General features: G+C 72.2%; 21 protein-coding genes. 10 read left to right on the forward strand and 11 right to left on the reverse strand.

Annotation, left to right across the window (positions count from 1 at the left end):
- Nucleotides 1-194: 194 nt before the first annotated feature.
- From OG329_RS26570 to OG329_RS26585, 4 genes are all read right to left on the reverse strand, one after another.
- The gene (locus OG329_RS26570) at nucleotides 195-620 is read right to left on the reverse strand and encodes a hypothetical protein (RefSeq protein ID WP_405798670.1); all 426 of its coding nucleotides are present in this window, start codon (nucleotides 618-620) and stop codon (nucleotides 195-197) included.
- 152 nt (nucleotides 621-772) lie between these two features.
- On the reverse strand, nucleotides 773-1348 hold the full coding sequence (locus OG329_RS26575; protein WP_405798672.1) for a hypothetical protein: 576 nt from the start codon (nucleotides 1346-1348) through the stop codon (nucleotides 773-775).
- Between the two features lies 1 nt (nucleotide 1349).
- A complete protein-coding gene (locus tag OG329_RS26580) occupies nucleotides 1350-1769 on the reverse strand; it encodes a hypothetical protein (RefSeq protein ID WP_405798673.1) in 420 nt (139 codons plus the stop codon).
- A 125-nt stretch (nucleotides 1770-1894) separates the two neighbouring features.
- The gene (locus OG329_RS26585; protein WP_405798675.1) at nucleotides 1895-2527 is read right to left on the reverse strand and encodes a hypothetical protein; all 633 of its coding nucleotides are present in this window, start codon (nucleotides 2525-2527) and stop codon (nucleotides 1895-1897) included.
- 216 nt (nucleotides 2528-2743) lie between these two features.
- On the opposite strand from OG329_RS26585, the gene OG329_RS26590 reads away from it, so the two are divergent.
- The 3 genes from OG329_RS26590 to OG329_RS26600 all read left to right on the forward strand — a co-directional run bounded on the left by OG329_RS26590 (nucleotide 2744) and on the right by OG329_RS26600 (nucleotide 5937).
- Nucleotides 2744-4348, forward strand: coding sequence for an aromatic amino acid ammonia-lyase (locus tag OG329_RS26590; RefSeq protein WP_405798677.1), 1605 nt, complete (start codon nucleotides 2744-2746; stop codon nucleotides 4346-4348).
- Nucleotides 4345-5181 carry a MurR/RpiR family transcriptional regulator gene (locus tag OG329_RS26595; protein WP_405798679.1) on the forward strand — a complete coding sequence of 279 codons (837 nt, stop codon included), beginning with the start codon at nucleotides 4345-4347 and terminating at the stop codon, nucleotides 5179-5181. The genes OG329_RS26590 and OG329_RS26595 overlap by 4 nt, the downstream gene beginning before the upstream one ends.
- 123 nt (nucleotides 5182-5304) lie before the next feature.
- On the forward strand, nucleotides 5305-5937 hold the full coding sequence (locus OG329_RS26600; protein WP_405798680.1) for a hypothetical protein: 633 nt from the start codon (nucleotides 5305-5307) through the stop codon (nucleotides 5935-5937).
- Here OG329_RS26600 and OG329_RS26605 read toward each other — a convergent pair.
- From OG329_RS26605 to OG329_RS26625, 5 genes are all read right to left on the reverse strand, one after another.
- On the reverse strand, nucleotides 5906-6280 hold the full coding sequence (locus OG329_RS26605) for a hypothetical protein (protein WP_405798682.1): 375 nt from the start codon (nucleotides 6278-6280) through the stop codon (nucleotides 5906-5908). The genes OG329_RS26600 and OG329_RS26605 overlap by 32 nt on opposite strands.
- A gap of 103 nt (nucleotides 6281-6383) precedes the next feature.
- Nucleotides 6384-7172: a transcriptional regulator gene (locus OG329_RS26610; protein WP_405802026.1), complete on the reverse strand. Its 789-nt coding sequence runs from the start codon at nucleotides 7170-7172 to the stop codon at nucleotides 6384-6386.
- Between the two features lie 50 nt (nucleotides 7173-7222).
- On the reverse strand, nucleotides 7223-7609 hold the full coding sequence (locus tag OG329_RS26615) for a hypothetical protein (RefSeq protein WP_405798684.1): 387 nt from the start codon (nucleotides 7607-7609) through the stop codon (nucleotides 7223-7225).
- A 178-nt stretch (nucleotides 7610-7787) separates the two neighbouring features.
- Complete coding sequence (locus OG329_RS26620) at nucleotides 7788-9140, reverse strand: APC family permease (RefSeq protein WP_405798685.1); 1353 nt, start codon at nucleotides 9138-9140, stop codon at nucleotides 7788-7790.
- Between the two features lie 103 nt (nucleotides 9141-9243).
- Nucleotides 9244-10611 carry a diaminopimelate decarboxylase gene (locus OG329_RS26625; protein WP_405798687.1) on the reverse strand — a complete coding sequence of 456 codons (1368 nt, stop codon included), beginning with the start codon at nucleotides 10609-10611 and terminating at the stop codon, nucleotides 9244-9246.
- A gap of 116 nt (nucleotides 10612-10727) precedes the next feature.
- Here OG329_RS26625 and hutU point away from each other — a divergent pair, with 116 nt between their 5' ends.
- The 4 genes from hutU (at nucleotide 10728) to hutI (ending at nucleotide 16709) form a co-directional block, all read left to right on the forward strand.
- The gene (hutU, locus tag OG329_RS26630) at nucleotides 10728-12401 is read left to right on the forward strand and encodes a urocanate hydratase (protein WP_405798688.1); all 1674 of its coding nucleotides are present in this window, start codon (nucleotides 10728-10730) and stop codon (nucleotides 12399-12401) included.
- Between the two features lie 509 nt (nucleotides 12402-12910).
- A complete protein-coding gene (locus OG329_RS26635; RefSeq protein ID WP_405802027.1) occupies nucleotides 12911-14101 on the forward strand; it encodes an allantoate amidohydrolase in 1191 nt (396 codons plus the stop codon).
- Complete coding sequence (locus OG329_RS26640) at nucleotides 14092-15459, forward strand: formimidoylglutamate deiminase (protein ID WP_405798690.1); 1368 nt, start codon at nucleotides 14092-14094, stop codon at nucleotides 15457-15459. Before OG329_RS26635 ends, OG329_RS26640 begins: the two co-directional genes overlap by 10 nt.
- Before the next feature lie 17 nt (nucleotides 15460-15476).
- Nucleotides 15477-16709, forward strand: a complete 1233-nt coding sequence (hutI, locus tag OG329_RS26645; RefSeq protein ID WP_405798691.1) for an imidazolonepropionase — start codon at nucleotides 15477-15479, stop codon at nucleotides 16707-16709.
- 52 nt (nucleotides 16710-16761) lie between these two features.
- Here hutI and OG329_RS26650 read toward each other — a convergent pair whose 3' ends face one another.
- Together OG329_RS26650 and OG329_RS26655 are read right to left on the reverse strand one after the other, a co-directional pair.
- Nucleotides 16762-18030, reverse strand: coding sequence for a family 16 glycosylhydrolase (locus OG329_RS26650; protein WP_405798692.1), 1269 nt, complete (start codon nucleotides 18028-18030; stop codon nucleotides 16762-16764).
- A gap of 89 nt (nucleotides 18031-18119) precedes the next feature.
- Nucleotides 18120-19412 (reverse strand): cytochrome P450, encoded by a 1293-nt coding sequence (locus OG329_RS26655; protein ID WP_405798694.1) that lies wholly within the window; start codon nucleotides 19410-19412, stop codon nucleotides 18120-18122.
- Nucleotides 19413-19675: 263 nt separating this feature from the next.
- On the opposite strand from OG329_RS26655, the gene OG329_RS26660 reads away from it, so the two are divergent.
- Genes OG329_RS26660 through OG329_RS26670 form a run of 3 tightly spaced genes read left to right on the forward strand, consistent with a single transcriptional unit; the run spans nucleotide 19676 to nucleotide 22866 of the window.
- Nucleotides 19676-20761 (forward strand): GNAT family N-acetyltransferase, encoded by a 1086-nt coding sequence (locus OG329_RS26660; RefSeq protein ID WP_405802029.1) that lies wholly within the window; start codon nucleotides 19676-19678, stop codon nucleotides 20759-20761.
- A gap of 27 nt (nucleotides 20762-20788) precedes the next feature.
- On the forward strand, nucleotides 20789-22078 hold the full coding sequence (locus tag OG329_RS26665; RefSeq protein WP_405798705.1) for a glycosyltransferase: 1290 nt from the start codon (nucleotides 20789-20791) through the stop codon (nucleotides 22076-22078).
- A complete protein-coding gene (locus OG329_RS26670; RefSeq protein ID WP_405798709.1) occupies nucleotides 22075-22866 on the forward strand; it encodes a polysaccharide deacetylase family protein in 792 nt (263 codons plus the stop codon). Before OG329_RS26665 ends, OG329_RS26670 begins: the two co-directional genes overlap by 4 nt.
- Nucleotide 22867: the final 1 nt, after the last annotated feature.

A 22867-nucleotide genomic window follows, 5' to 3' on the forward strand; every position in this document is an offset into this window, starting at 1 on the left:
GGCGTCAGTGATCTCCGGAGCGGCTCCCGGACCCACAGGACGCCAGGACACGGTGCCGGTACTGACCCGGCCCGGGTCCCTCGCGGGGACCGCCGTCGTCCCGCCCTCCGGAAACGGGGGTGCGGCGGTCCTCGCGACCACTTCTTTTCGCCATCGGCCGGTCCGCCCGCGGACCGGCCGACGCGCTCTGTGGCTCAGTCTTCCCAGTCGGACGACTGCTTCGACTCGCGCGAGCGCTTGCGCGCCCAGGGCACCCCGCCGGCCGCCTGCACCACATTCACCGCGACGATGCCGAGCCAGGCCACGCACAGACCGGCCAGCTCCCCCTGCACCACGGCTATCGCGGAGAGCGGGATGGCCAGGACCAGCGAGATGATCCCGAAGCCGTACCGCGCGCCGAAGGTCTCCTCGGCGGTGGGCAGGCGGGCGCCGCGGGCGACCACCATCTGCTGCTCGGCGAGCTGACGCCGGACACGGCGGTCCGTCGTGCTGTCGACGCGCTGATCGAGCTTCTCCAGGAACGACTCGATGAGCGCGGACTCGTACTCGGGCCCCAGCTCTCTGCGGGCCTGAAGGGTGGCGTCGAGCTCTTTCTTGAGCTCCGGGTCGCGGGCTTCCATAGCCATAACGGTACGAAGCCGGGGGCCCACGGAACAGTGGGGCTATCCCCCCTCTTTGTCTGCGGGGTTCCTCAGGGCCGGTGCGCCCGCCTTAGAGACGCGGAACGGCTGAGGGAGGCCCGCTCGCCGGTAACCCGCCCGCCGGACAGGGCTTACCCGACCGCGAGCCGCAGAACCGCCGCCACGTACAGCGTGATGGCCACGGCCACGAGCAGGAAACCGATCACGGTGTGGGTGGTCACGCGCCCGCTCCGCCCGCCGTCCAGAAAGGCGCGTGCTGCCGGGCTGACGCGCGGTGCCGTGTCGCTGCCGACGGGTATCCGCCGGACCGCGCGTCGAAGCGCCCCCAGGGTCCTGTCGGTGGTGAGCCCCAGGCGCACACCTTCCGCGTCGCGTACGACCACGGTGTAATGGGCGCCCCCGTAGCTGAAGCCGATGTGCAGCCGCACGCTCGTGAGCCGCTGGAGGTCCACGGTCCGCTCGCCGGTGAGCGTGCGGGCGGTCACCGCGGACATCGTGCAGCGGATCAGCCGCCACTCCCGGCACAGCTCCTGGAGCAGGAAGACGCCGATGATCCCCCCGGCGAAGCCGCAGACCATGATCGCGCCGCGTGGTATCAGGCCCGCCGCCGCCGGCGGCCACACGAGGAACGGCGACAGGATCAGGAAGGCGACCAGCGCACCAGCCACTCGTGCGCGGGTGCGTGCCACCGCCGGGGAGGTCGTCACCTCACGGCTCGAGCCGATTCGGACCGGCTGTCCGGCGCGCCCGGCGCGCGGCCAGCAGACCCGGGTCCGCACGCATGTGGGGCGGCACGACGAACTTCGGCGCGTTGAACAGGACGACACTCAACTCCGCCAGCAGACAGAGCAGCACCACGAGCACCGCGACGGCGAAGACCACAACCGCCGGGCCGCCCAGCTCCATGTCGGTGGCGCCCATCAGGAACAGGACGGTGATGCCCCAGAGCGAGGCGGTGGTGAGCGCGAGGGAGCGGACTTCGCCCCGCTTGGCCTCCGCGCCGAACGGCAGGAACGCGAACGTGTCCACGAAGTGGCCGACCAGCCCCGGATCGCGCCAGAGCTGTGTCACCCGCCAGGTCATGAAGCCGGACCCGGTCAAGAAGAAGAATCCGATGAAGTACGCCACCACGTGTTCCTTCCAGCGTGCTCAAGCCTCCCTCCTGCCTTCCGGGGGGAGGAAGCTGCCGGGCGGGCTTCGAGGCTATTACATCGCCCCGGGAGCCCACCCGGCACCCTTCGGCTGTCCGGCTGTCAGCCGAACCAGCCCTTCATTTCCTTCCAGCCCTTCGACATCGCGTTGTTGACGGTGCCCGTCGACAAGATTCCCGCGACGGCTCCGCCCGCCGCGCCTATCGCTCCACCGACGACGAATCCGGCGGGTCCGGCGAATCCCCCGATGGACGCCCCGAGAGTGGCGCCCACCTTGGTGGCGCCGAGCACCACGGCGGTGTTGACCGCCGTCTCAGCGACCGTCAGCGGGATATCGCCCCCGGTGGACTGGTAGTTGGAGTAACCGGTGAAGGCGATACCTCCGACGAGCAGTCCCCGGCCGGCGAACTGCATCCCCTTGCTGCTTCCGATCGCGCCCACCCGGGCGACACCAGGCTGGCTCCTCATGGACTTCAGGACCTGGGCCGACTGGCGGTTGGAGCGCATGTCCGCCTTGGCCTTCGAGGTCACCGCGCCCGCCTTGCCGAAGCCTTCCTGAAGGTAGGCGCCCGAGGTCATGAGCCCGTTGCCCGCGTTGCAGAGGTAGTTCCAGTCGGACTCGATCCCGCAGTTGGCCGAGAAGGACACCAGCGGGACGGGGTCGGGGCCCATCAGGAGCGGGGGCTGGGACGGCGGGCCGTGGACCGGACCGCCGCACGCCGAGAGAGGAGGCATACCGCAGCTCGGAGGACCGTAGCCGCCTCCCCCTACGCCGTAGTTGCCACCGCCACCGCCACCGCCACGCCCCCAGCCGTGGAGGCAGCCGCCCGCACGCCCCTCACCGCGCGCTCCCTGCCAGGGGCAGCTCTTGCCGGACTGCATATTGTCATGCAGAGTTCTCGGTGACTGAATAGTTTGTCGATACCCGCAGCCCCGAGGAGGTGACACACATTGCCTGACGGCCGTACCGCCGTAGCCGTACGCCCCGCCCTCGTGATCCTCGACGGCCAGAGCCTCCCGGTCGCCGACATCGTCCGGCTGGCCGAAGGGACCGCCCGCCCCGTGCCCGGCACCGACGCCATGAAGCGCGTCGAGCAGTCCTGGCACACCGCGCGCGAACTCGCCGCCTCCGGCCGGGTCTACGGCCGCTCCACCGGCGTCGGCGCCAACCGCACCGAGACCGTTCCCTCCGACGCCGCCGCCGACCACGGACTGCGCCTGCTGCGCAGCCACGCGGGCGCCGTCGGCCGTCCGCTGCCCGCCCGCGAGGTCCGCGCCATGCTCGCCGTGCGCGCCAACCAACTCCTGGCCGGCGGCGCCGGACTGCGCCCCACCGTCGTCACCGCGCTCTGCGACGCCCTGACCGCCGGCGCGCACCCGGTCGTCAACGAGTTCGGCTCGGTCGGCACCGGCGACATCGCCGCCCTCTCCCAACTGGGCCTCGCCCTCGTCGGCGAACACCCCTGGCAGGGCGGCCGGCCACCCGAGGCGCAGCCCCTCGACAACAACGACGCGCTCGCCCTCATCAGCAGCAACGCCCTGACGCTCGGTCAGGCCGCCCTCGCGCTGGACGAGTTGGGCCGGCTCATCGCCGCCACCGAACTCGTCGCCGCGCTCTCGCTGCTCGCCGTCGACGGCAGTTACGAGGCGTACGCCGAACCGGTCCACGCCGCCCGCCCGCACCCCGGCTCGTACGCCGTCGCCGCCCGGATGCGACACATCCTCGGCGCCCCCGAACGCCCCACCCCACCGCTGGGCCGGATCCAGGACCCGTACGGCTTCCGCTGTGTCCCGCAGATCCACGGACCGGCGCGGGACGCCGCCGGCGCGCTGGAGAGCGCACTCGCCGTCGAGATCAACGCAGCCGCCGAGAACCCGCTGATCTGTCCGGGCACGGACGACGACCTGGCGCCCGCCGCGTACCACCACGGCGGTTTCTACCTCGCCCAACTCGCCCTCGCGCTCGACCACTTCCGGCTCGCCGTCGTCCAGACCGCGCGGCTGTCCACCTCCCGGCTCTCCGCGCTGAACGAGCCCGGCTTCACCCGGCTGCGGCCCTTCCTCGCCGACGCCGAGCCCGCCAGCTCCGGGGTGATGATCCTGGAGTACGCGGCCGGGGCCGCCCTCGGCGACCTGCGCGCGTACTCGGCGCCGGCCTCGCTCGGCCACGCGGTACTGTCCCGTGGCGTGGAGGAGCAGGCCAGCTTCGCCTCGCTGGCCGCGCGGCAGACGCTGCGGGCGTGCGAGGCGTACCGTCTCGTCGTCGGGTGCGAACTCGTCGCCGCCGTAAGGGCGTTGCGCCAGCGGGGGCTGCGTCCCGAGGCCGAACTGCCGGTCGGCAGAGCCTTCGTCCTGGCGGAGTCGGTGCTGGCGGCGGAGTTCGCCGACCGGCCGCTGACCGACGACGTGACGGCGGCGGCCCGGCTGCTGGACCAACTCGCCGTCACGGCGGACGACATGAGGGTTACGGGAACGGCAGGCCGAGCAGGCATGATCAAAGTCACCGGTAGCACAGGCACCACCGGCATGACAGGCACCACGAGAGGGATCGCGTGAGCGACAGTCCGGCCGCTCGGCTCCAGCAGCTCTTCGAGGGCCACCGGCTCACCCCCACCCAGCGGCGCATCGCGCACAGCATGGTGCGCCGGGCCGTGGACGCGCCGTTCCTGTCCAGCGTCGAGCTGGCGGAACTCGCCGGTGTCAGCCAGCCCTCGGTGACGCGCTTCGCCGTCGCGCTCGGCTTCGACGGCTATCCGGCCCTGCGCAGGCATCTGCGGGACGTCGCGCCCGCCGACCAGGACGCGGGCGCGTCCGAGTACAACGAGTACCAGCAGGCCGTCCACGCCGAGCTGGAGAATCTGCGCCAACTCGCCGATCTGCTCGCCGATCCGGGCCCGGTCGAGCGGGCCGGCCGCGTACTCGCCGCGTCCACCCCGCTGCCCGTCCTCGGTCTGCGCGCCGCGTCCGCCCAGGCCGCCGGCTTCGCCTACTTCGCCGCCAAGGTCCACCCCGACATCCGGCTCCTGGACGAGGGCGGCACGATGCTCACCGACCGGGTCGACGCCGCGCGGCGCGCCGGCGCGAGCGCGCTGCTCTGCTTCGCGCTGCCGCGCCATCCCAAGGAGGTCGTGGCGGCGCTGGACCACGCGCGCGAGGTGGGACTCTTCGTGGTCACGGTCGCCGATTCCGCGTTCGCGCCCGTCGCCGCCCACAGCGACCTGCTGATCCCGGCGGCGGTCGGCACGGGGCTCGCCTTCGACACGGCGTGCGCGCCGATGCTTCTGGGGCGGGTGCTGCTGGAGGCGATGTGCGACGACCTGCCGGACGCGCAGGCGCGCCTGGAGGACTTCGACGTACGGGCCGCCGCCCGGGGCCTGTTCGTCGAATAGTTCCGGTGACGAGTTCCGGCGAGTAGTTCGTACGGCGGAGCCGTCCGGCTCCGCCGTTCTCAGGAAATGCTCAGGGGACCGCATTAGTCTGCCCGCCACAACTTCTGTGAAGAGGAGGCGGCCGTGGGGCGCGGAGGGCAGCAGTCACTGGCGCGGGTGACGGTGATCGTAAGGGCCGGTGCGGCCCCGATGTGGTGGCTCGGGGTCCTGGCCGCCGCGACCGGGGTGCTGATCGAGGGACTGACCGGCCGCTGGGTCGGGCTGTACGTCGGGGCGGTGCTGTTCGTGCTGAGCGTGGTGGTCGTCGCGCTCGTACGGCGCAGGCGGTACGACGGCTGGGCGAAAGCCGCTTCACGCGCCGGGAAGTTCGACTATCTCCAGGACCGCGCGGTGACCGTGCGGGTCTGGCGGCGGTCGCGTGCGTGGTGGCTGGTGGGCGGGTTCCTCGCGGCGGTCGGCGTCTCGTTCGCCGTACCGGTCGCGGGCGGCGCGGTCCTCGCGGGCGCCGGTGCCGGGCTGTGGCTCAAAGCCCTGCTGCTGGGCCGTGCCGAACGCGCGGGTGAGGAGCTGCTGTGGGTCCGGACCGACTGGGCCGGGCGCGGCAGCCCCGTCGGCAAGAAGGTCAAGGGCTTCCGTACGACCGGCCTGGCGGCCGGGGACGCCGCGCCCGGTGGGGCACGGCGGCCCCGCGCGAAGGTGGTCACGCGGGAGCGGACGACTCCCGTCACACCTCCAGTTCGTTCTCGATCTTCTTGAGCTGGTGTCTGGCCATCGCCAGATTCGCCCGCTGCTTGTCCAGCGCCACATAGAGGAACAGGCCGTTGTTGCCCCGCCCCTTGAGCAGCCGGATCAGGTGGTACTGGCCGCCGAGGGTGATCAGGATGTCCTCGATCTCGTCCTTGAGGCCCAGCATCTCCATGGTGCGCACCTTGGCCCGCACCACATCGGTGTTCCCGGCGGCGGCGACCGTCAGGTCGAGTTCCTTGCCGCCGCCGACGGTGCCGAGGGCCATGCCGCTCGTGTAGTCCACGAGGGCGGCACCGATGGCGCCTTCTATGGAGGTGGTGGCTTCTTTGAGGGCCGCTTCGGTGTTGGCCATGAACGTCGCACTTCCTTTTCGTCTCTGGGGTGTTCGGGCGGGTGTTCTGCCGGTGGTCATGGGGCAGGTGTTCTCCTCTCACCGCGCGGTCACAGGGCGCGTGTCACAGGTGTGCCTTCAGCGCGTCACGGAGCCGGCGGAGCAGGGTGATGTCCGGGTCGGCCGAGACCTCGGCGATCCAGGCGGGCAGGGTGGGGCGGGCCGGGCGGATCGGGTGGGTCGAGAGGGTCCCCTGTGTCGGGTCGGTCCCCGGCGGTGGGTCGGGAGGTGTGTCGATCAGTCCGGCCGCCGCCAGTCGCCGTACCTCGAGGAGGGTGTGGAACGCGGGGCGGCCCAGGGCCCAGGCGATGGCCGCCGGCGTCCGTACACCGTCGGCCAGTTCCAGCAGCGCGCGCCGGCGGCGGGTGACCGGCCGGCCCGGCGCGGGTGTGCGGGGCACCACCGGCGCGGTGTCGAGGGCCGGATACGGCCAGACCCGGTCGAGGAGTTCACGGCGGCGCAGCGTCTCGCGTTCGACGGCCGCCGCCGATACGGGCCGTACCGGGCCGATCCAGTGGGCGACGCCGTAACGGAACCGGGTGGGGCCGCTGCCCGGCGCCAGCGCGAAGAACGCGGCGTCGTACAGCGCGCCGAGATGGCAGATCTCCAGCTCACCGCCGCCGATCCGGCCGCTGTCCACGAGGAATCGCCCGACCTCGCGGCGGGCCCCCGCCTCGTCCACCGCCCGCTGCCAGCCCTCGTACGGCAGCCGGCCGCTCGCGGTCAGCAGGATGTCGATGCCGGGCGCGGCGGGGCTCTCGGCGTGTACGACGCGGCCTTCGGCGAGATAGAGCGTGCCGTGGTCGCGCAGCAGGGCGCCGGTGGCGCGTTCGTCGGCCAGCCGGACCAGCATGGGCGAGACGGGGGAGTGGCGGGGGCCGGGAGGAGCCGCCGTGTCGGCGTTCACGCGAGCACCAGCCGTTCGGCGAGCTGTCGCAGCCGCAGCCGGGCGAGCGCGAGATTCCCCGTGGCGCGGTCGAGCCACAGATGGAGGAAGACGCTGCTGTCGAAGGCCGTCTCGACGAAACGCAGGATGTGATAGCCGGTACGAGTCGTGACGATCAGGTCCTCGACCTCGGGCCCCAACTGCTCGGCGCCCGAGGCGAACGCGGGATACTCCGCGGCGGCCCGCGCCAGTTCGGCGGTCTCGGTCGCGGTCGTCCCGTGGTCGCCGTCGGGTGACTCGCCCGCCGTACCGAGCGCGAGGCCGCTGGTCCAGTCGACGATCGCCGCTCCACGGGCGCCGGGCAGCGCCATGATCTCGTGCAGACACGCGTCGATTCCGGGCATGCGGATTTCCCTCCCCGCCGTTCATGCGTAGGCACCGTCGGCCGTGGCCGTCGTGCGACAGTGACGGCGAGATTACGCAACGTACGTACGATGAAAGGGATTTCGGGCAATTTCCGGCGGAACATGCCCCGCGCGGATAAGGTCGGCGGCGCGCGGGGGTACGGCCCCCCGCGTCACCTCACCGCCGGTCGTCGCGCGCGTGCTCCTGCGAACGCGCCTTGAGCACCAGCTTGTTGACCGCCCACAGCGCGATACCGATCGCCAGCAGCACCCCCGCCCGGATGTAGACGTCGGCGGCGCGGTCCGCGAGCGGACTGGCCAGGACCAGCGCGGTGATCGCGCCCAGCACGGGCACGATCGTCGGCGCGCGGAAGTGCCGGTGCCCGACCGGGTCGCGGCGCAGCACGAGCGCGGCGACGTTGACCACGAAGAACACGCACAGCAGCAGGAACGCGGTCGTGTCGCCGAGCCCCTGGATCTCGCCGGTCGACACCAGCCCGATGGCGAGGAGGGACACGAAGACGATGCCGACGACGGGCGTACGGCGCGCTGGCAGCACCCGGCCCATGGCCTTGGGCAGGATGCGTTCGTTCGCCATCCCGTAGCAGAGCCGCGAGGCCATCATGATGTTGATCAGCGCGGAGTTGGTGACCGCGAAGAGGGCGATCAGGGCGAAGAGTCTGGGCGGGAAGTCGACGCCGCCCGCCTTCACCACCTCCAGCAGCGGGCCGCTGGAGCCCTCCAGTGTCTTGTGGTCCACCAGGAGCGATGACACAAGCGCGACCAGCACATAGATGGTGCCGGTGACCGCCACGCCGATGAAGATCGCGCGCGGGAAGGTCCGGGCCGGATCCTTGGTCTCCTCGGCCATGTTGACCGAGTCCTCGAAGCCCACGAAGGCGAAGAAGGCGAGAGCCGTCGCGCCGAGCACCCCCGTCATCAGCGCGAAGCCGGTGCCGCTCGCCTCGAAGTCGGTGAGCCGCGACGGCTCGCCGTCCCCCGTCACGACGGCGTACGCGCCGATGCCGAGGACGATCGCCAGACCGCTCACCTCGACCAGGGTGAGCACCACGTTGGTCTTCACCGACTCCGAGACGCCGCGCAGATTCAGCGCGGCGAGCGCGACGACGAACAGGATCGCCACCAGGGTGGGCGGCACGGCGTCGGTGAACTCCGCCAGGTAGTCGCCGCTGAACGCGCGTGCCGCCGCGCTCGCCGACGACAGGCCCGAACACATCACCATGAAGGCGATGATGAAGGTCAGGAACGGGACCTTGAACGCCTTCTGCGTGTAGAGCGCGGCGCCGGCGGCCTGCGGGTACTTGCCGACGAGTTCCACGTACGAGGCGGCCGTCAGGATCGCGACGACGAAGCCGATCGCGAACGGCAGCCACAGCGCGCCGCCGACCCGGCCCGCGACCTGGCCGGTGGTGGCGTAGATGCCGGTGCCCAGGATGTCGCCGATGACGAAGAGGATCAGCAGTTTGGGGCCGAGCGCGCGCTTGAGCGCGGGTGTGTCCGGTGCGGGCATCGAATGACCTCCCCCGATTGGTGGTGGGGAGTGTTCTGCCCGCGGTTCGGTGCGGTAGTCGGTTCAGTCGGTCCAGTCGGTCCAGTCGGTCCAGTCGGTCCAGTCAGTCCCGTACGAGCGCGTCCGGGTGCGCGCCGCCCGACTCGGCGACGATCTCCGCGACGGTCTGCGGCGCCCGTACGGTGGCGAACCGCACCGCGTCCGTTCCCGCGCGGAAACCGTGAATGCCCGGCCGGGCGAGGCTGTTGTACGCGTAGTGGTTGGCGACGTAGTAGGCGCCGGTGTCCAGCGCCGCGACGACATCGCCCTGCTCCAGCAGCGGCAGAGGGCGAGCGGTGGCCAGAAGGTCGCCCGCGAAGCACGCCGGGCCCGCGATGTCCTGGGCGACGTCGGGGCCGTTCTTGGGCCGGCCCTCGGCGTCGTACGCGGCGATGCGCAGCGGCCACGACTCGGGGTTGTAGACGGTACGGGTGGCGACCTGCACGCCCGCGTGGCTGACGGCGATGGGACGGCCACCGGCCGACTTCGCGTACTCGACGCGGGCCAGCACCGTGCCGTGCTTGGCGAGCAGCGAGCGGCCGAACTCGGTGACGAGCCCGTAGCGGCCGTCGAACAGGCCGGGGACGGTGGCCTTGAGCAGCCGGGCGTACTCGGCGTGGGTGGGGGTCTCGTCGTCGGAGGAGAAGTTGACCGGCAGTCCGCCGCCGATGTCGATGGTGTCGATCTGTTGCCGGCCGGCCGCCGCGTTGATCTCCTCGGCCAGCTCGTGCACGGTCCGCACGCCCTCCGCCATCAGGGCGAGCGGCACGCCCTGGGAGCCGGAGTGGGTGTGCAGCCGGGTCAGCCAGGGCCGGTCCAGGAACGCTCGTACGACCCACGCGCGAGCGCCCTCGTCGCGCAGCGCGACACCGAATTTTGATGTCGCCGTGGCGGTGGACAGGGCGCCGATGGAGCCGCTGCCGGTCTGCGGGTTGACCCGTAGCCCGAGGGGGGAGCGGGTGGGGGCCGAGTGCGTGAGCGCGTCGAGCCGGGTGAGTTCCTGCGGGTTGTCGGCGTTGACGGCGATGCCGAGCGCCAGGGCCTCGCGCAGTTCGGCGGGCGTCTTGGCGGGGGAGTCGAGGACGGTGCGGTCGGGGCGGATCCCGGCGGCGCGCGCGATCCCCAGCTCGCCGGGGCTCGCGACCTCGGCGCCGACGCCTTCGGTGTGCAGCAGGCGCAGGACGGGTACGAGGGGCGCGGCCTTCACGGCGAAGGCGTGCAGCACCGGGGTGCCGGGGGCGGTGACGGCGGTGAACGCGGTGTGCAGGGCGGCGGCGGAGGCGCGGATGCCCGCGATGTCGAGGAGCGCGACGACGGGGTCGGCCTCGGTGAGCAGCCCCTGCTCGACGGCGGCCCGTACGGCGAGATCGCGCCTGACGGCGGCGGTGCTGTCCGGTCCTGCTTCCTCGGTCCTGCCGGTGTCCTCGATCATGTGTGTCAGCCAATCATCCGGCCGCCGGTTACTCCACTGTTGACTACTTCTATTCAGACGGAGAGGATGTGAATAGTTTGGCCAACAGTGGAGCAGTGACGGAGGAGGCACCCGCCATGTCAGGACCCCGACCCGTACGGGCACCGCGCGGTACGGAACTGAGCGCCCTGGGATGGCAGCAGGAAGCCGCCCTGCGCATGCTCCAGAACAACCTCGACCCCGAGGTCGCCGAACACCCCGACCAGCTCGTCGTCTACGGCGGCACCGGCAAGGCGGCGCGGGACTGGCGCTCCTTCGACGCGATGACGCGCACGCTGCGCACGCTCAGGCAGGACGAGACGATGCTGGTCCAGTCCGGCCGGCCGGTGGGCGTGATGCGGACGCACGAGTGGGCGCCGCGCGTACTGATCGCCAACTCCAACCTGGTCGGCGACTGGGCCAACTGGGAGGAGTTCCGCAGGCTGGAACAGCTCGGCCTGACCATGTACGGCCAGATGACCGCCGGTTCCTGGATCTACATCGGCACGCAGGGCATCCTCCAGGGCACGTACGAGACATTCGCCGCCGTCGCCGCGAAGCGGTTCGGCGGCACGCTCGCCGGGACGATCACGCTCACCGCCGGGCTCGGCGGGATGGGCGGCGCGCAGCCGCTGGCCGTGACCATGAACGACGGCGTCGCGATCTGTGTCGACTGCGACCCGCGCGCGATCGAGCGCCGTATCGAGCACCGCTTCCTGGACGTGCGGGCCGACTCCCTGGAGCACGCGCTCCAGCTCGCCACCGAGGCGCGTGACGCGCGCCGGCCGCTGTCGATCGGGCTGCTGGGCAACGCGGCGCAGGTGCTGCCCCGGATGCTCGCCGAAGGCGCGCCGATCGACATCGTCACCGACCAGACGTCGGCGCACGACCCGCTGGCGTATCTGCCGCTCGGCGTCGACTTCGACGACATGGCGTCGTACGCCGCCGAGAAGCCGGCCGACTTCACGCTGCGCGCCCGCGAGTCCATGGCGCGGCATGTGGCGGCGATGGTCGGCTTCATGGACGCGGGCGCCGAGGTCTTCGACTACGGGAACTCCATTCGCGGCGAGGCCCAACTGGCGGGCTACGAGCGGGCGTTCGCCTTCCCCGGGTTCGTACCCGCGTATATCAGGCCGCTGTTCTGCGAAGGCCGGGGGCCGTTCCGCTGGGCGGCGCTGTCCGGTGAGGCGTCGGACATCCACAAGACGGACAAGGCGATCCTGGAGCTGTTCCCCGAGGACGAGTCCGCCCACAACGCGTCCCTGCACCGCTGGATCAAGATGGCCGGCGAACGCGTCCAGTTCCAGGGCCTGCCCGCGCGTATCTGCTGGCTGGGCCTCGGCGAGCGCGACAAGGCCGGTGAGCGCTTCAACGACATGGTCGCGAGCGGTGAACTCGCCGCGCCGGTCGTCATCGGCCGCGACCACCTGGACGCCGGCTCGGTCGCGTCCCCGTACCGCGAGACCGAGGCGATGCTCGACGGCTCGGACGCGATCGCCGACTGGCCGCTGCTGAACGCCATGGTGAACGTCGCCTCCGGCGCCACCTGGGTCTCCATCCACCACGGCGGCGGCGTCGGCATGGGCCGCTCGATCCACGCCGGCCAGGTGACGGTCGCCGACGGCACGGAACTGGCGGGCGCCAAGATCCGCCGCGTCCTGACGAACGACCCGGCGATGGGCGTCATCCGCCACGTCGACGCGGGTTACGACGCGGCGGAGACGGCCGCGACGCGACGCGATGTCCGCATCCCGATGCGGGAGAGCGAATGACGACGACCGCGGGCCCGGACGGTTCGGACAGGCGCCCGGGTCGTCCCCCGGGCCGGGGCGGCCCTGCGGGCGCGGCACCCGCCGGGCCTGCCGCGGACGGCGGCGCGCAGTGGGCCGCCGGGCCGGATCGGGCCGTGCGGCCCCAGGAGACGGCCGGGTCGGCCGTGCCACTCGCGGGCTCCGGCCCGGACGGCACTCCGGACCGGATCGACCTGCCGGGTGAAGCGCCCGCCGCAGTACCGGGCGAGCCCGTCGGCGCGCGGGCGCCCGCCGGGTCGGCCGTGCCCCCGGCGGGCAACGAACCAAGACCAGGTGGCGTGTCGGGCGGGCCTGCCGGGTCGGCCACGCCACGACCGGCCGCCGGGCCCGGCGCGGGCGGCGGGACGCCGGGCGGCGCCCCGCCGCCGGCCGGTGGCGGTTCCGGGCCGGCCCCCTTCGACGCTTCGGGCGAGGCCCCCGCCGGGGCAGGCGCGCCCGCCGGGGGCCCCGGCGCTGTCTCCTTCCACGAGATGTGGCGGGAGCTGGCTCCCATCGGGCGGGATCCCGGCAGTCGTGGGTATCGGCGTTACGCGTGGAGTGGGGCCGACCTGGAGTGCCGGGGGTGGTTCCGGGCGCAGGCCGAGGCGCGCGGGCTGCGGTACGAGGTCGATCGCAACGGCAATCAGTGGGGGTGGCTCGGTGACCCGTACGGCGGGGACGCCGTCGTCGTCGGGTCGCATCTGGACTCCGTGCCCGACGGTGGCGCCTTCGACGGGCCCCTCGGTGTCGTGTCGTCCTTCGCCGCGCTGGACGAACTGCGCCGCAGGGGAGCGGAGTTCACCCGGCCGGTGGCCGTCACCAACTTCGGTGACGAGGAGGGCGCCCGGTTCGGGCTCGCCTGTGTCGGCTCCCGGCTCACCGCCGGGCAGCTCGGCGTCGACCGGGCGCACGCCCTGCGCGACGGGGACGGCGTCCCGCTGCCGCGCGCCATGGAGGCGGCCGGATACGACCCGGACGCCATCGGGCCCGACCCCGAACGCCTCGCCCGGATCGGCGCGTTCGTCGAGCTGCACGTCGAGCAGGGGCGTGCGCTCGACCTGACCGGTGACCGGGTCGGTATCGCCTCCTCCATCTGGCCGCACGGCCGCTGGCGCTTCGACTTCCACGGCGAGGCCAACCACGCGGGCACCACCCGCCTCGCCGACCGCCGCGACCCCATGCTCAGCTACGCCGAGACCGTCCTCGCCGCCCGCCGCGAGGCGGAACTCGCCGGTGCTCTCGCCACCTTCGGCAAGATCGCCGTCGAACCCAACGGCGTCAACGCCATCCCCTCTCTCGTACGCGGCTGGCTCGACTCCCGCGCCGCCGACCAGGCCACCCTGGACACCGTCGTCACCGCGATCGAGGCGGCGGCCCACGAGCACGCCGAGCGCGCGGGCATCGACCTGCGGGTCGTCCGGGAGTCCTTCACCCCCGTCGTGGAATTCGCGCACGCCCTGCGCGACGAGCTGGGCAGGATCCTCGGCGGCCGGCTCCCCGTGCTCGGCACGGGCGCCGGTCATGACGCGGGTATTTTGTCCGGATCCATTCCGACCGCCATGCTGTTCGTACGCAACCCCAGCGGCGTCTCGCACTCCCCGGCCGAATTCGCGGCCGAGGACGACTGCGTGGCCGGGGTCCTCGCACTCGCCGACGTACTGGAAGGGCTGGCGTGCACGTGAGCACATACTGGCTGGAGCACGCCTGGCTCGGCACCCACGTCGAACCGGGCGTGAGCGTGACGGTCGCCGACGGCCGGATCACCGACGTCCACACCGGGGCCGAGACCCCACCGCCCGGCGCCACGGCCCTGCGCGGGCTCACACTGCCCGGCCTGGCCAACACCCACTCGCACGCCTTCCACCGCGCGCTGCGCGGCAAGGTCCAGGTCGGCTCCGGGACCTTCTGGACCTGGCGCGAGATGATGTACCGGGCCGCCGCCCGGCTCACCCCGGACAACTACCACGCGCTCGCCCGCGCCGTGTACGCCGAGATGGCGCTGGCCGGTATCACCTCCGTCGGCGAATTCCACTATCTGCACCACGCTCCTGGCGGAACGCCCTACGACAATCCCAACGCGATGGGCGAGGCCCTGATCGCCGCCGCCGGCGACGCCGGAATCCGCATCACCCTCCTCGACACCGCCTATGTCTCCTCCGGAATCTCCAAGCGGCGGGGCGGCAAGCCCCCGGACCGCCACCAGGTCCGCTTCTCCGACGGCACCGCGCACGCCTGGGCGCAGCGCGTGTCCGACCTCGCGGACCGGTACACCAAGGACGACGACCAGGTGCGGATCGGCGCCGCCATCCATTCCGTACGCGCCGTACCCGCCGAGCAGTTGTCCACCGTCGCCGAATGGGCCGAGGCCCGGCAGGCCCCGCTCCATGTCCATCTCTCCGAACAGACCGCCGAGAACGACGCCTGCCTCGCCACCCACGGCCGCACCCCCGCCCGTCTCCTCGCCGACCACGGCGTCCTCGGCCCCCGCACCACCGGCGTCCACAACACGCACCTCACCGACGAGGACATCGCCCTGCTGGGCTCCACCCGCACCGGCACCTGCATGTGCCCCACCACGGAACGCGACCTCGCCGACGGCATCGGCCCCGCCGCCCGCCTCCAGCACGCCGGCTCGCCGCTGTCGCTGGGCAGCGACAGCCACGCCGTCATCGACATCCTCGAAGAGGCCCGCGCCCTGGAACTCAACGAGCGGCTGCGCTCCCGCCTGCGCGGTCACTGGACGGCCGCCGCGCTCATCACCGCCGCCACGGCCGACGGCCACGCGGCGCTCGGCAGGCCCGAAGGGGGCCGGATCGAGCGCGGCGCGCTCGCCGACCTCTTCACCGTCGCCCTGGACTCCGTCAGAACAGTGGGGCAAGTGCCGCGACTGGGCGCGGAGATCGCCGTATTCGCCGCGACAGCGGCGGACGTACGCCACACGGTCGTGGCCGGCCGCCATCTCGTACGCGACGGGGCGCACACCCTGATCCCCGACGTGCCGGACGCACTTGCCCGGTCCATCGCGGCCGTACGCGGCTGAAGGAGAGCGACCCCAGGATGACGCCCACGAACAAGCCCCACACCGCCGCCGCGAGTACCACCACCGCGAATACCACCGCGAGTACCACCACCATCACCAACATCGCCGCTCTGGTCACCAACGACCCCTCCCTCGGTGACGGCTCCCCCATCGGTCTGATCCAGGACGCGGCCGTCGTCATCGACGGCGACCGCGTCATCTGGGTCGGTGAATCAAGCAAAGCACCCACCACTGACAACGCGGTCGACGCCGGCGGCCGGGCCGCCGTCCCCGGCTTCGTCGACTCCCACTCCCATCTCCTCTTCGCGGGCGACCGCACCCAGGAGTTCAACGCCCGCATGTCGGGCCGCCCCTACTCCGCCGGCGGCATCCGCACCACCGTCGCCGCGACCCGCGCCGCCACCGACGACGAGCTGAGCGCCAACGTCGCGAAGTACCTCGCGGAAGCCCTGAGCCAGGGCACCACCACCCAGGAGACCAAGTCCGGCTACGGCCTCACCGTCGCCGACGAGGCACGCGCGCTGCGCGTCGCGGCCCGGCACACCGACGAGGTCACCTACCTCGGCGCCCACATCGTCGCGCCCGAACTCGCCGACGACCCCGCCGCCTACGTCGACCTCGTGACCGGCGACATGCTCAACGCCTGTGCCCCGTACGCCCGTTGGGTCGACGTCTTCTGTGAACAGGGCGCCTTCGACGGCGACCAGGCGCGCGCGATCCTCACCGCCGGCCGGGCGAAGGGCCTCCAACCACGCGTCCACGCCAACCAGTTGTCGTACGGCCCCGGCGTCCAGCTCGCCGTGGAGCTGGACGCCGCGTCCGCCGACCACTGCACCCACCTCACCGACGCGGACGTCGACGCGCTCGCCCACTCGCGCACGGTCGCGACGCTGCTGCCCGGCGCCGAGTTCTCCACCCGCGCCCAATGGCCCGACGCACGGCGGCTGTTGGACGCGGGCGCCACCGTCGCGCTGTCCACCGACTGCAACCCCGGCTCGTCCTTCACCTCGTCGATGGCGTTCTGCGTCGCCCTCGCCGTACGCGACATGGGGATGACACCCGACGAGGCGATCTGGTCGGCCACGGCGGGCGGCGCCGCCGCTCTGCGCCGTACGGACGTCGGACGCCTCGCACCCGGCGCCCGCGCCGACCTCGTCCTGCTCGACGCCCCGAGCCATGTCCATCTCGCCTACCGGCCGGGGGTCCCGCTGACCTGGGCGGTATGGCGCGCCGGCGAACGCGTGCGTTGAGGCCGCCGGACGGGCTGCGAACGCAGCCCGTCCGGTCACCGCACTACGCGTTCTACGCGTTCACCGACCACTTCTGGTTGGCCGCGCCCGAGCACGTCCAGATCTGTGCCCGCGTCCCGTTCGCCGAACTGTTGCCGGTCGCGTCCATGCACTTGTTCGCCTGGATGTTCACGACGTCGTTCGCACCCGACACGGCCCAGCGTTGATTGCCTCCGCCGGAGCAGTCCCAGAGCTGGAGCTGCGCGCCGTCGGCGGTGCTGTTGCCCGCCACGTCCAGGCACTTGCCCAGCGCCCGCAGCGAGTCGTTGGCGCCCCTGCTCCACTGCTGCGCGCCGGAGCCGTTGCAGTCGTAGAGCTGAACAGGCGTCCCGTTGGCGGAACTTGCCCCCGCCACGTCCAGGCACTTGCCGCCCAGACCGGTGATCGATCCGCCCGTGCCGCCGCCGGTGTCGGTGGTGACCCGTACGTAGTCGACGGTCAGCGTGCTCGGGAAGGGCGTGCTGCTGTTGGGGTCGCCGGGCCAGTAGCCGCCGACGGCCAGATTGAGGATCAGGAAGAACGGCTTGTTGAACACCCACTGGCGGCCACCGAGATCGGCGGGCGTACGGGTCTGGAAGACGTTGCCGTCGACCGACCAGCGGATGGAGTTGGGCGACCAGTCGATCGCGAAGGTGTGGAACGCGTCGGCGAACGCCTGGCCGCCGGGAAGGCTGTAGCCGGCGCCGATGCCGCCCGAGCCCGAGTAGCCGGGGCCGTGGAGCGTGCCGTGGACGGTGCCGGGCTCGAAGCCGACGTTCTCCATGATGTCGATCTCGCCGCTGTTGGGCCAGCCGACCTGGCCCATGTCGTTGCCGAGCATCCAGAACGCGGGCCACATGCCCTGGCCGCGCGGGATCTTCATCCGGGCCTCGACCCGGCCGTACTGCGCGGTGAACTTGCCGGCCGTGTTGAGCCGGGCGGAGGTGTACTCGCAACGGCCGTACCAGCACTGGTAGTTGCCGGGGTTGTCCTTGCGGGCGGTGATGACGAGATTGCCCTGGCCGTCGAGGGCCGCGTTGTTGCTGCCGGCCGTGTAGTACTGCCGCTCATGGTTGTTGACGTTGTCGCCGGTCTCGATCTGCCATCTGCCGCCGTTGACGGCCGATCCGGCGGGACCGTCGAAGTTCTCGTCGAACGTCACGGCCGCGGCCGCCTTGGTGCTGTTCACGCGGGGCTCGGGGGAGGGCGTCGCCGCTCCGGCGGGCACCGCGGTGGCCAAGCTCGTACAGCAGAGAAGAGCCAGGGCGTACAGCGTCACACGACGCCGCAGGGGGGTTCGCACAGGTCATCACTTCACTTCTCGTGGGGGCATGCGCATGACATATGGGACGGTGGAGCACAGAGCCGAACGCAGTTATTTCAATACTTGATTTAAGGGAGGGTGGGAGGGGGCGTCAAGGCGTTGGTATGGACCAAACTTCCCGACAGTGAAACCGGCAACTCCCGCACGCTGTTGCCCACGAAGCTCGCGTGGCGCGGCAGTTCCTCGTCGGCGACCGCGACATCCAGGTCCGGGAAGCGGGCGAACAGCCGCTCCAGCGCGACCGTCGCCTCCAGCCTGGCCAGCGACGACCCCAGACAGAAGTGCGCGCCGTGCCCGAGCGAGAGATGGCGGGTGGCCGGACCCGAGCCCGGACCCGAGCCCGGACCCGGCCCCGGGCGCGCGTACCGCGTCAGATCGAATACGTCGGCGTCCGCGCCGTGCGCCGCCTTGTCGCGGCCCGCCGCCGAGTAGCCCGCGAGCACCGGCGTGCCCCGCGGGATCAGCGTCCCGTCCACCGTCAGGTCCCGGGTCGGGTAGCGGAACGGGAAGAAGCTCACCGGGCTGTCCCAGCGCAGGGTCTCCTCGACCACGTCCGACCAGCTCGCCCCGCCGCCGCGGACCAGCTCGAGGTGATCGCGGTGGCGGCACAGCGCCCGTACCGCGTTGGTGATCAGATTCAGCGTCGTCTCGTGCCCCGCGATGATCATCAGCAGCAGGGTGCCGATGAGTTCATGCCCGCTCAGTCGGCCGCCGTCCTCGTCGCGCGCCGCTATCAGCGCGCTGGTCAGGTCCTCGCCGGGGCGCGCGGTACGGGAGGCGGCCACCGTGCTCAGGACGGCCACGATGTCCCGGTTGGCGGCCATCGCGTCCTCGGGGGTGATGTCGGTGGCGACGACCTGGTTCGACAGATGGTGCAGTCGGTCCCGGAACTCCGCGTCCACACCGAGCAGTTCACAGATCACGCTCATCGGGAGCGGCAGCGCGAAGTGCTCGCGCAGATCGACCGTGTTCGGCGCGTTGTTGTCTCCCGCCGCGAGTTTGTCCAGCAGCTCCGCCGTCACCTCCTCCACCCGCCCGCGCAGCGCCTCCACCCGCCGCGCCGTGAACGCCTTGCTCACCAGCGAGCGCAGCCGCCGGTGGTCGTCGCCGTCCGCCGTCGTCATGCCCCGCACGGTCGCGAACGTCTTCAGCGGCCACCCGTCGGGGATCCGCCCCTCCCGCAGCGCCGTGAAGTGCGCGGCGCCCTTCGCGACATCGGGATGGGCCAGGAACTCCTTGAGCGCGTCGTGCCCGATGACGGCCATGGCCTCGACCTCGCCGGGCAGGATGACGGAGGCCACCGCGCCGTGCGCGAGCAGGCGCGCGTTGGCGGCGTGCGGGCAGCCGCCGGAGGGGTCCATCCGGTGCGGGTGGTCGATGACGTGCTCCCTGTCGTCAGTACTCGGCAGTACTCGGCAGTATTCGGCTTCTACCCATCCCGCACATCCCCATCCCCGTCCCCACCCGTCCCGTGTGCGCGTCGACATGGCCGACTGGCCCTGTACCGGACTGATTTGACCCGGTACCGTCCTGTCCGAGCGACCGAGCGACCGAGCGACCGAGCGACCGGGGGGCCGAGTTGAGCGAGGTACGCGTACGAGGTGCCGCCGCCTGCATCCGTGTGATGCGGCCGGGGGAGTTGGACGCGGGCCATGTCGAACGCTGGCGGGAGTTACGGGCGTTGTCCGGAGCGCCCGCCAATCCCTTCATGGAGCCCGAGTTCACCCGTGCCGTGGGCCGCGTCCGGCCGGGCGCCCGGGTCGCGGTTGTCGAGGGACGGGGCGGGACCGTCGGCTTCTTTCCGTACGAGAGAGGTCCGTTGGGGCAGGGGCGCGCCATCGGATTCGGGGTGTCGGACAGTCAAGGCCCGGTGCTCAACCCCGAACACACCCTCACAGCAGGTGAGTTGCTGCGCGCCTGCTCGCTCGCGAGCTGGGAGTTCGACAACCTCGAAGCGGGACAGACACTGTTCACCCCGTACGCCACGCAGGAGTTCGACTCGCCGGTCATCGACATCGGGCAGGGTTACGAGGCGTACGAGACGGCCCTGCGCGCCGGATCGCCCAAGTTCTTCCGTACGACCACCGCCAAGGAACGCAGACTTGCCCGGCAGGTCGGCGAGGTCCGGTTCGTCTTCGACGAGCGCGATCCGGCGGCGTTGCGCACGCTCATGGAGTGGAAGTCGGCGCAGTACCGCAGAACCGGCCGCCGCGACCGGTTCGCGAAGGAGTGGATCAGCACGCTGGTGCGGGAGTTGGCCGCCGGCCGCACCCCCGGCCGCACCCCCGACCACGCCCCCGGCTGCTCGGGTGTCCTCTCCGTCCTGTACGTCGCGGACCGCCCGGTCGCCGCGCACTTCGGGCTCCGCTCGCGCACCGTCCTGTCCTGCTGGTTCCCCGCGTACGACACCGGCTTCGCCAAGTACTCGCCCGGCCTGATCCTCCATCTGCGGATGGCGGAGGCGGCGGCCGGCGCCGGGATCGTCCTGCTCGACCTGGGGCGCGGGGCCGCCGAGTACAAGGACGCGCTCAAGACCGGGAACCTGCGGGTGTACGAGGGGGCCTCCGTACGGCCAGGGCCCCGGGCGGCCCTGTACCGGCTCGGCCGCGAGCCGTCGCGCCGCGCGCACAGCTTCGTACGGAACCGGCCGAAGCTCGCCGGATACGCGCAACGCGCCCTGAACCAGGTGGGCCGGCTCCGGGACCGGTGACCCCGGCACCATACGAGCGGAGGCATCATGCCGCGCACTGCCAGTACGTCCGCACGGCCGACCTCGCGATCCCTGCTGCGCGACGTCTCTGTCGCCGATCTCGATCTGGACCGCGAGGACGGCGTGGTGCTGTCGCTGACCCCCGCCCCCGGCGGCCCGCCCGTCCGCGCGGGCGCCGTCTACGCTCTCGTACGGCTCCGGGGCCGCCCCGTCGCCACCCTCCTCACCACGGTCCCGGCCGGCGCCGACCCGGCCGACGTACTCACCACGGCATTCCGCGCCCGGTACGACGGGCCCTACGCCCAACCCCCCGTCCACGCAACCCTGTTGAACGGTGCCGTCCCACCCCGTACGACAGTCGTCGTCGCCACCCGCGAGCGCGCGGACCGGCTCGGCCGGGCGCTCGACTCGCTCCTCGCGCAGGACCATCCGGACTTCCGCGTCGTCGTGGTCGACAACGCGCCCGTCACGTCCGCCACGCGCGAACTGGTCGACCGGGACTACGCGGGCCGCCTCACGTACGTCCTCGAGCCGGTGCCCGGACTGGCCGTCGCGCACAACCGGGGCGTCGCCGCCACCGACAGCCCCGTCGTCGCCTTCACGGACGACGACGTCGTCGCCGACCCGCGCTGGCTCTCCGCGCTCACCGCGCCGTTCGCCGCCGATCCCCGCACCGGCTGCGTCACGGGCCTGATCCTCCCCGCCCGGCTGACCACCCCCGCCCAGGTCCTGCTCGAAAGCCACGGAGGCTTCACGAAAGGCTTCACCCCACGCCTCTACGATCCGGCCGCGCCGCCCGCCGACGAACCTCTCTTCCCCTTCACGGCGGGCAACTTCGGCTCCGGCGCCAACATGGCGTTCCGCGCGTCCGCGCTGCGCGCCGTCGGCGGCTTCGACCCGGCCACCGGCACCGGCACACCCGCCAGGGGCGGCGACGACCTCTACGCGTTCGTCCGGATCCTGACCGCCGGTCACCGGCTGCGCTACACACCGGACGCGCTCGTCTGGCACCACCACCGCGAGACCTGGCAGGACCTGCGGAACCAGGCGTACGGCTACGGCGCCGGCCTCACCGCGTATCTCACCGCCGTCCTCTGCCGCCACCCCGCCCTGCTGCCCGCGCTGCTCGCGAAGCTCCCGCGCGGCCTCGCCCACGCCCGCGCGATCACCGCCCACCGGCCGGGCGAGACGGGAGTGCCGGGCGCACACGGCACCGACAGCCACCACCCCTGGCCGCGCACGCTCTCCCGACTGGAGCGCAGGGGCATGCTGTACGGCCCGCTGGGCTACGCGAAAGCGCGCCGGTGCCGGCGATGACCCGTATCCCCGTGCTGCTCTACCACGCGGTGATGGACGATCCGCCGAGGTGGATCGCCGAATTCACCGTCACCACAAGGCAGTTCACCGCGCACCTGGACGCGGTCGTGGCCAGCGGCCGTACCCCCGTCCCCCTCGGCGCGCTCGCCGACCGGCTGACGGGCGGCGCCCCGCTGCCACCGCGCCCCGTCGTCCTCACCTTCGACGACGGTTTCGCCGATCTGCCCGGACCGACCGCCGAAGCGCTCGCCGAACGCGGTCTGCCCGCCACCGCCTATCTCACCACCGGTGCCCTCGCCCCCGGCCACGGCAGTCTGCTGCCGCCCGCGCCGATGATGACGCTCGCGCAGGCGCCGGCCCTGGAGTGGCACGGTCTGGAGGTCGGCGCGCACACGGTCACGCATCCGCAGTTGGACACCCTGCGCGCGTCCGAACTCGACCGCGAGCTGGGGGAGTCGAAGGCGGTGCTCGAAGACGTACTCGGCCACGAGGTCACGCATCTCGCCTACCCGCACGGCTACAACAGCCGTGCCGTACGCGCCGCCGCGCGCCGGGCCGGATATGCCTCGGCCGTCGCCGTACGCCATGCGCTCAGCTCCGCGACGGACGAGCCGTACCGCATCGCCCGCCTCATCGTGCGCCGTGGTCACACGGTCGCGGACGTGGCGGCGTGGCTGGCGGGGGAGGGGGCCAGGGCGGCGCCGTTCCCCGACTCGGCGGCGACGGTGGGCTGGCGGCTGTACCGCAGGGCCCGCGCGGTGGCGAAGGGGCCACGGTTCGCGGGCTGAC

The organism is Streptomyces sp. NBC_01506, from assembly GCF_045040295.1.
In the GTDB taxonomy this organism is placed as follows: Bacteria; Actinomycetota; Actinomycetes; order Streptomycetales; family Streptomycetaceae; genus Streptomyces.

What these genes read in the sequence shown, in the direction of transcription:
- OG329_RS26570 (WP_405798670.1), bottom strand. Translation starts at nt 620, where the DNA reads ATGGAAGCCCGCGACCCGGAGCTCAAGAAAGAGCTCGACGCCACCCTT.
- OG329_RS26585 (WP_405798675.1), bottom strand. Translation starts at nt 2,527, where the DNA reads ATGCCTCCTCTCTCGGCGTGCGGCGGTCCGGTCCACGGCCCGCCGTCC.
- OG329_RS26605 (WP_405798682.1), bottom strand. Translation starts at nt 6,280, where the DNA reads ATGGCCAACACCGAAGCGGCCCTCAAAGAAGCCACCACCTCCATAGAA.
- OG329_RS26610 (WP_405802026.1), bottom strand. Translation starts at nt 7,172, where the DNA reads ATGCTGGTCCGGCTGGCCGACGAACGCGCCACCGGCGCCCTGCTGCGC.
- OG329_RS26615 (WP_405798684.1), bottom strand. Translation starts at nt 7,609, where the DNA reads ATGCCCGGAATCGACGCGTGTCTGCACGAGATCATGGCGCTGCCCGGC.
- OG329_RS26620 (WP_405798685.1), bottom strand. Translation starts at nt 9,140, where the DNA reads ATGCCCGCACCGGACACACCCGCGCTCAAGCGCGCGCTCGGCCCCAAA.
- OG329_RS26625 (WP_405798687.1), bottom strand. Translation starts at nt 10,611, where the DNA reads ATGATCGAGGACACCGGCAGGACCGAGGAAGCAGGACCGGACAGCACC.
- hutU (WP_405798688.1), top strand. Translation starts at nt 10,728, where the DNA reads ATGTCAGGACCCCGACCCGTACGGGCACCGCGCGGTACGGAACTGAGC.
- OG329_RS26635 (WP_405802027.1), top strand. Translation starts at nt 12,911, where the DNA reads ATGTGGCGGGAGCTGGCTCCCATCGGGCGGGATCCCGGCAGTCGTGGG.
- hutI (WP_405798691.1), top strand. Translation starts at nt 15,477, where the DNA reads ATGACGCCCACGAACAAGCCCCACACCGCCGCCGCGAGTACCACCACC.
- OG329_RS26655 (WP_405798694.1), bottom strand. Translation starts at nt 19,412, where the DNA reads ATGGACCCCTCCGGCGGCTGCCCGCACGCCGCCAACGCGCGCCTGCTC.
- OG329_RS26660 (WP_405802029.1), top strand. Translation starts at nt 19,676, where the DNA reads ATGCGGCCGGGGGAGTTGGACGCGGGCCATGTCGAACGCTGGCGGGAG.
- OG329_RS26665 (WP_405798705.1), top strand. Translation starts at nt 20,789, where the DNA reads ATGCCGCGCACTGCCAGTACGTCCGCACGGCCGACCTCGCGATCCCTG.
- OG329_RS26670 (WP_405798709.1), top strand. Translation starts at nt 22,075, where the DNA reads ATGACCCGTATCCCCGTGCTGCTCTACCACGCGGTGATGGACGATCCG.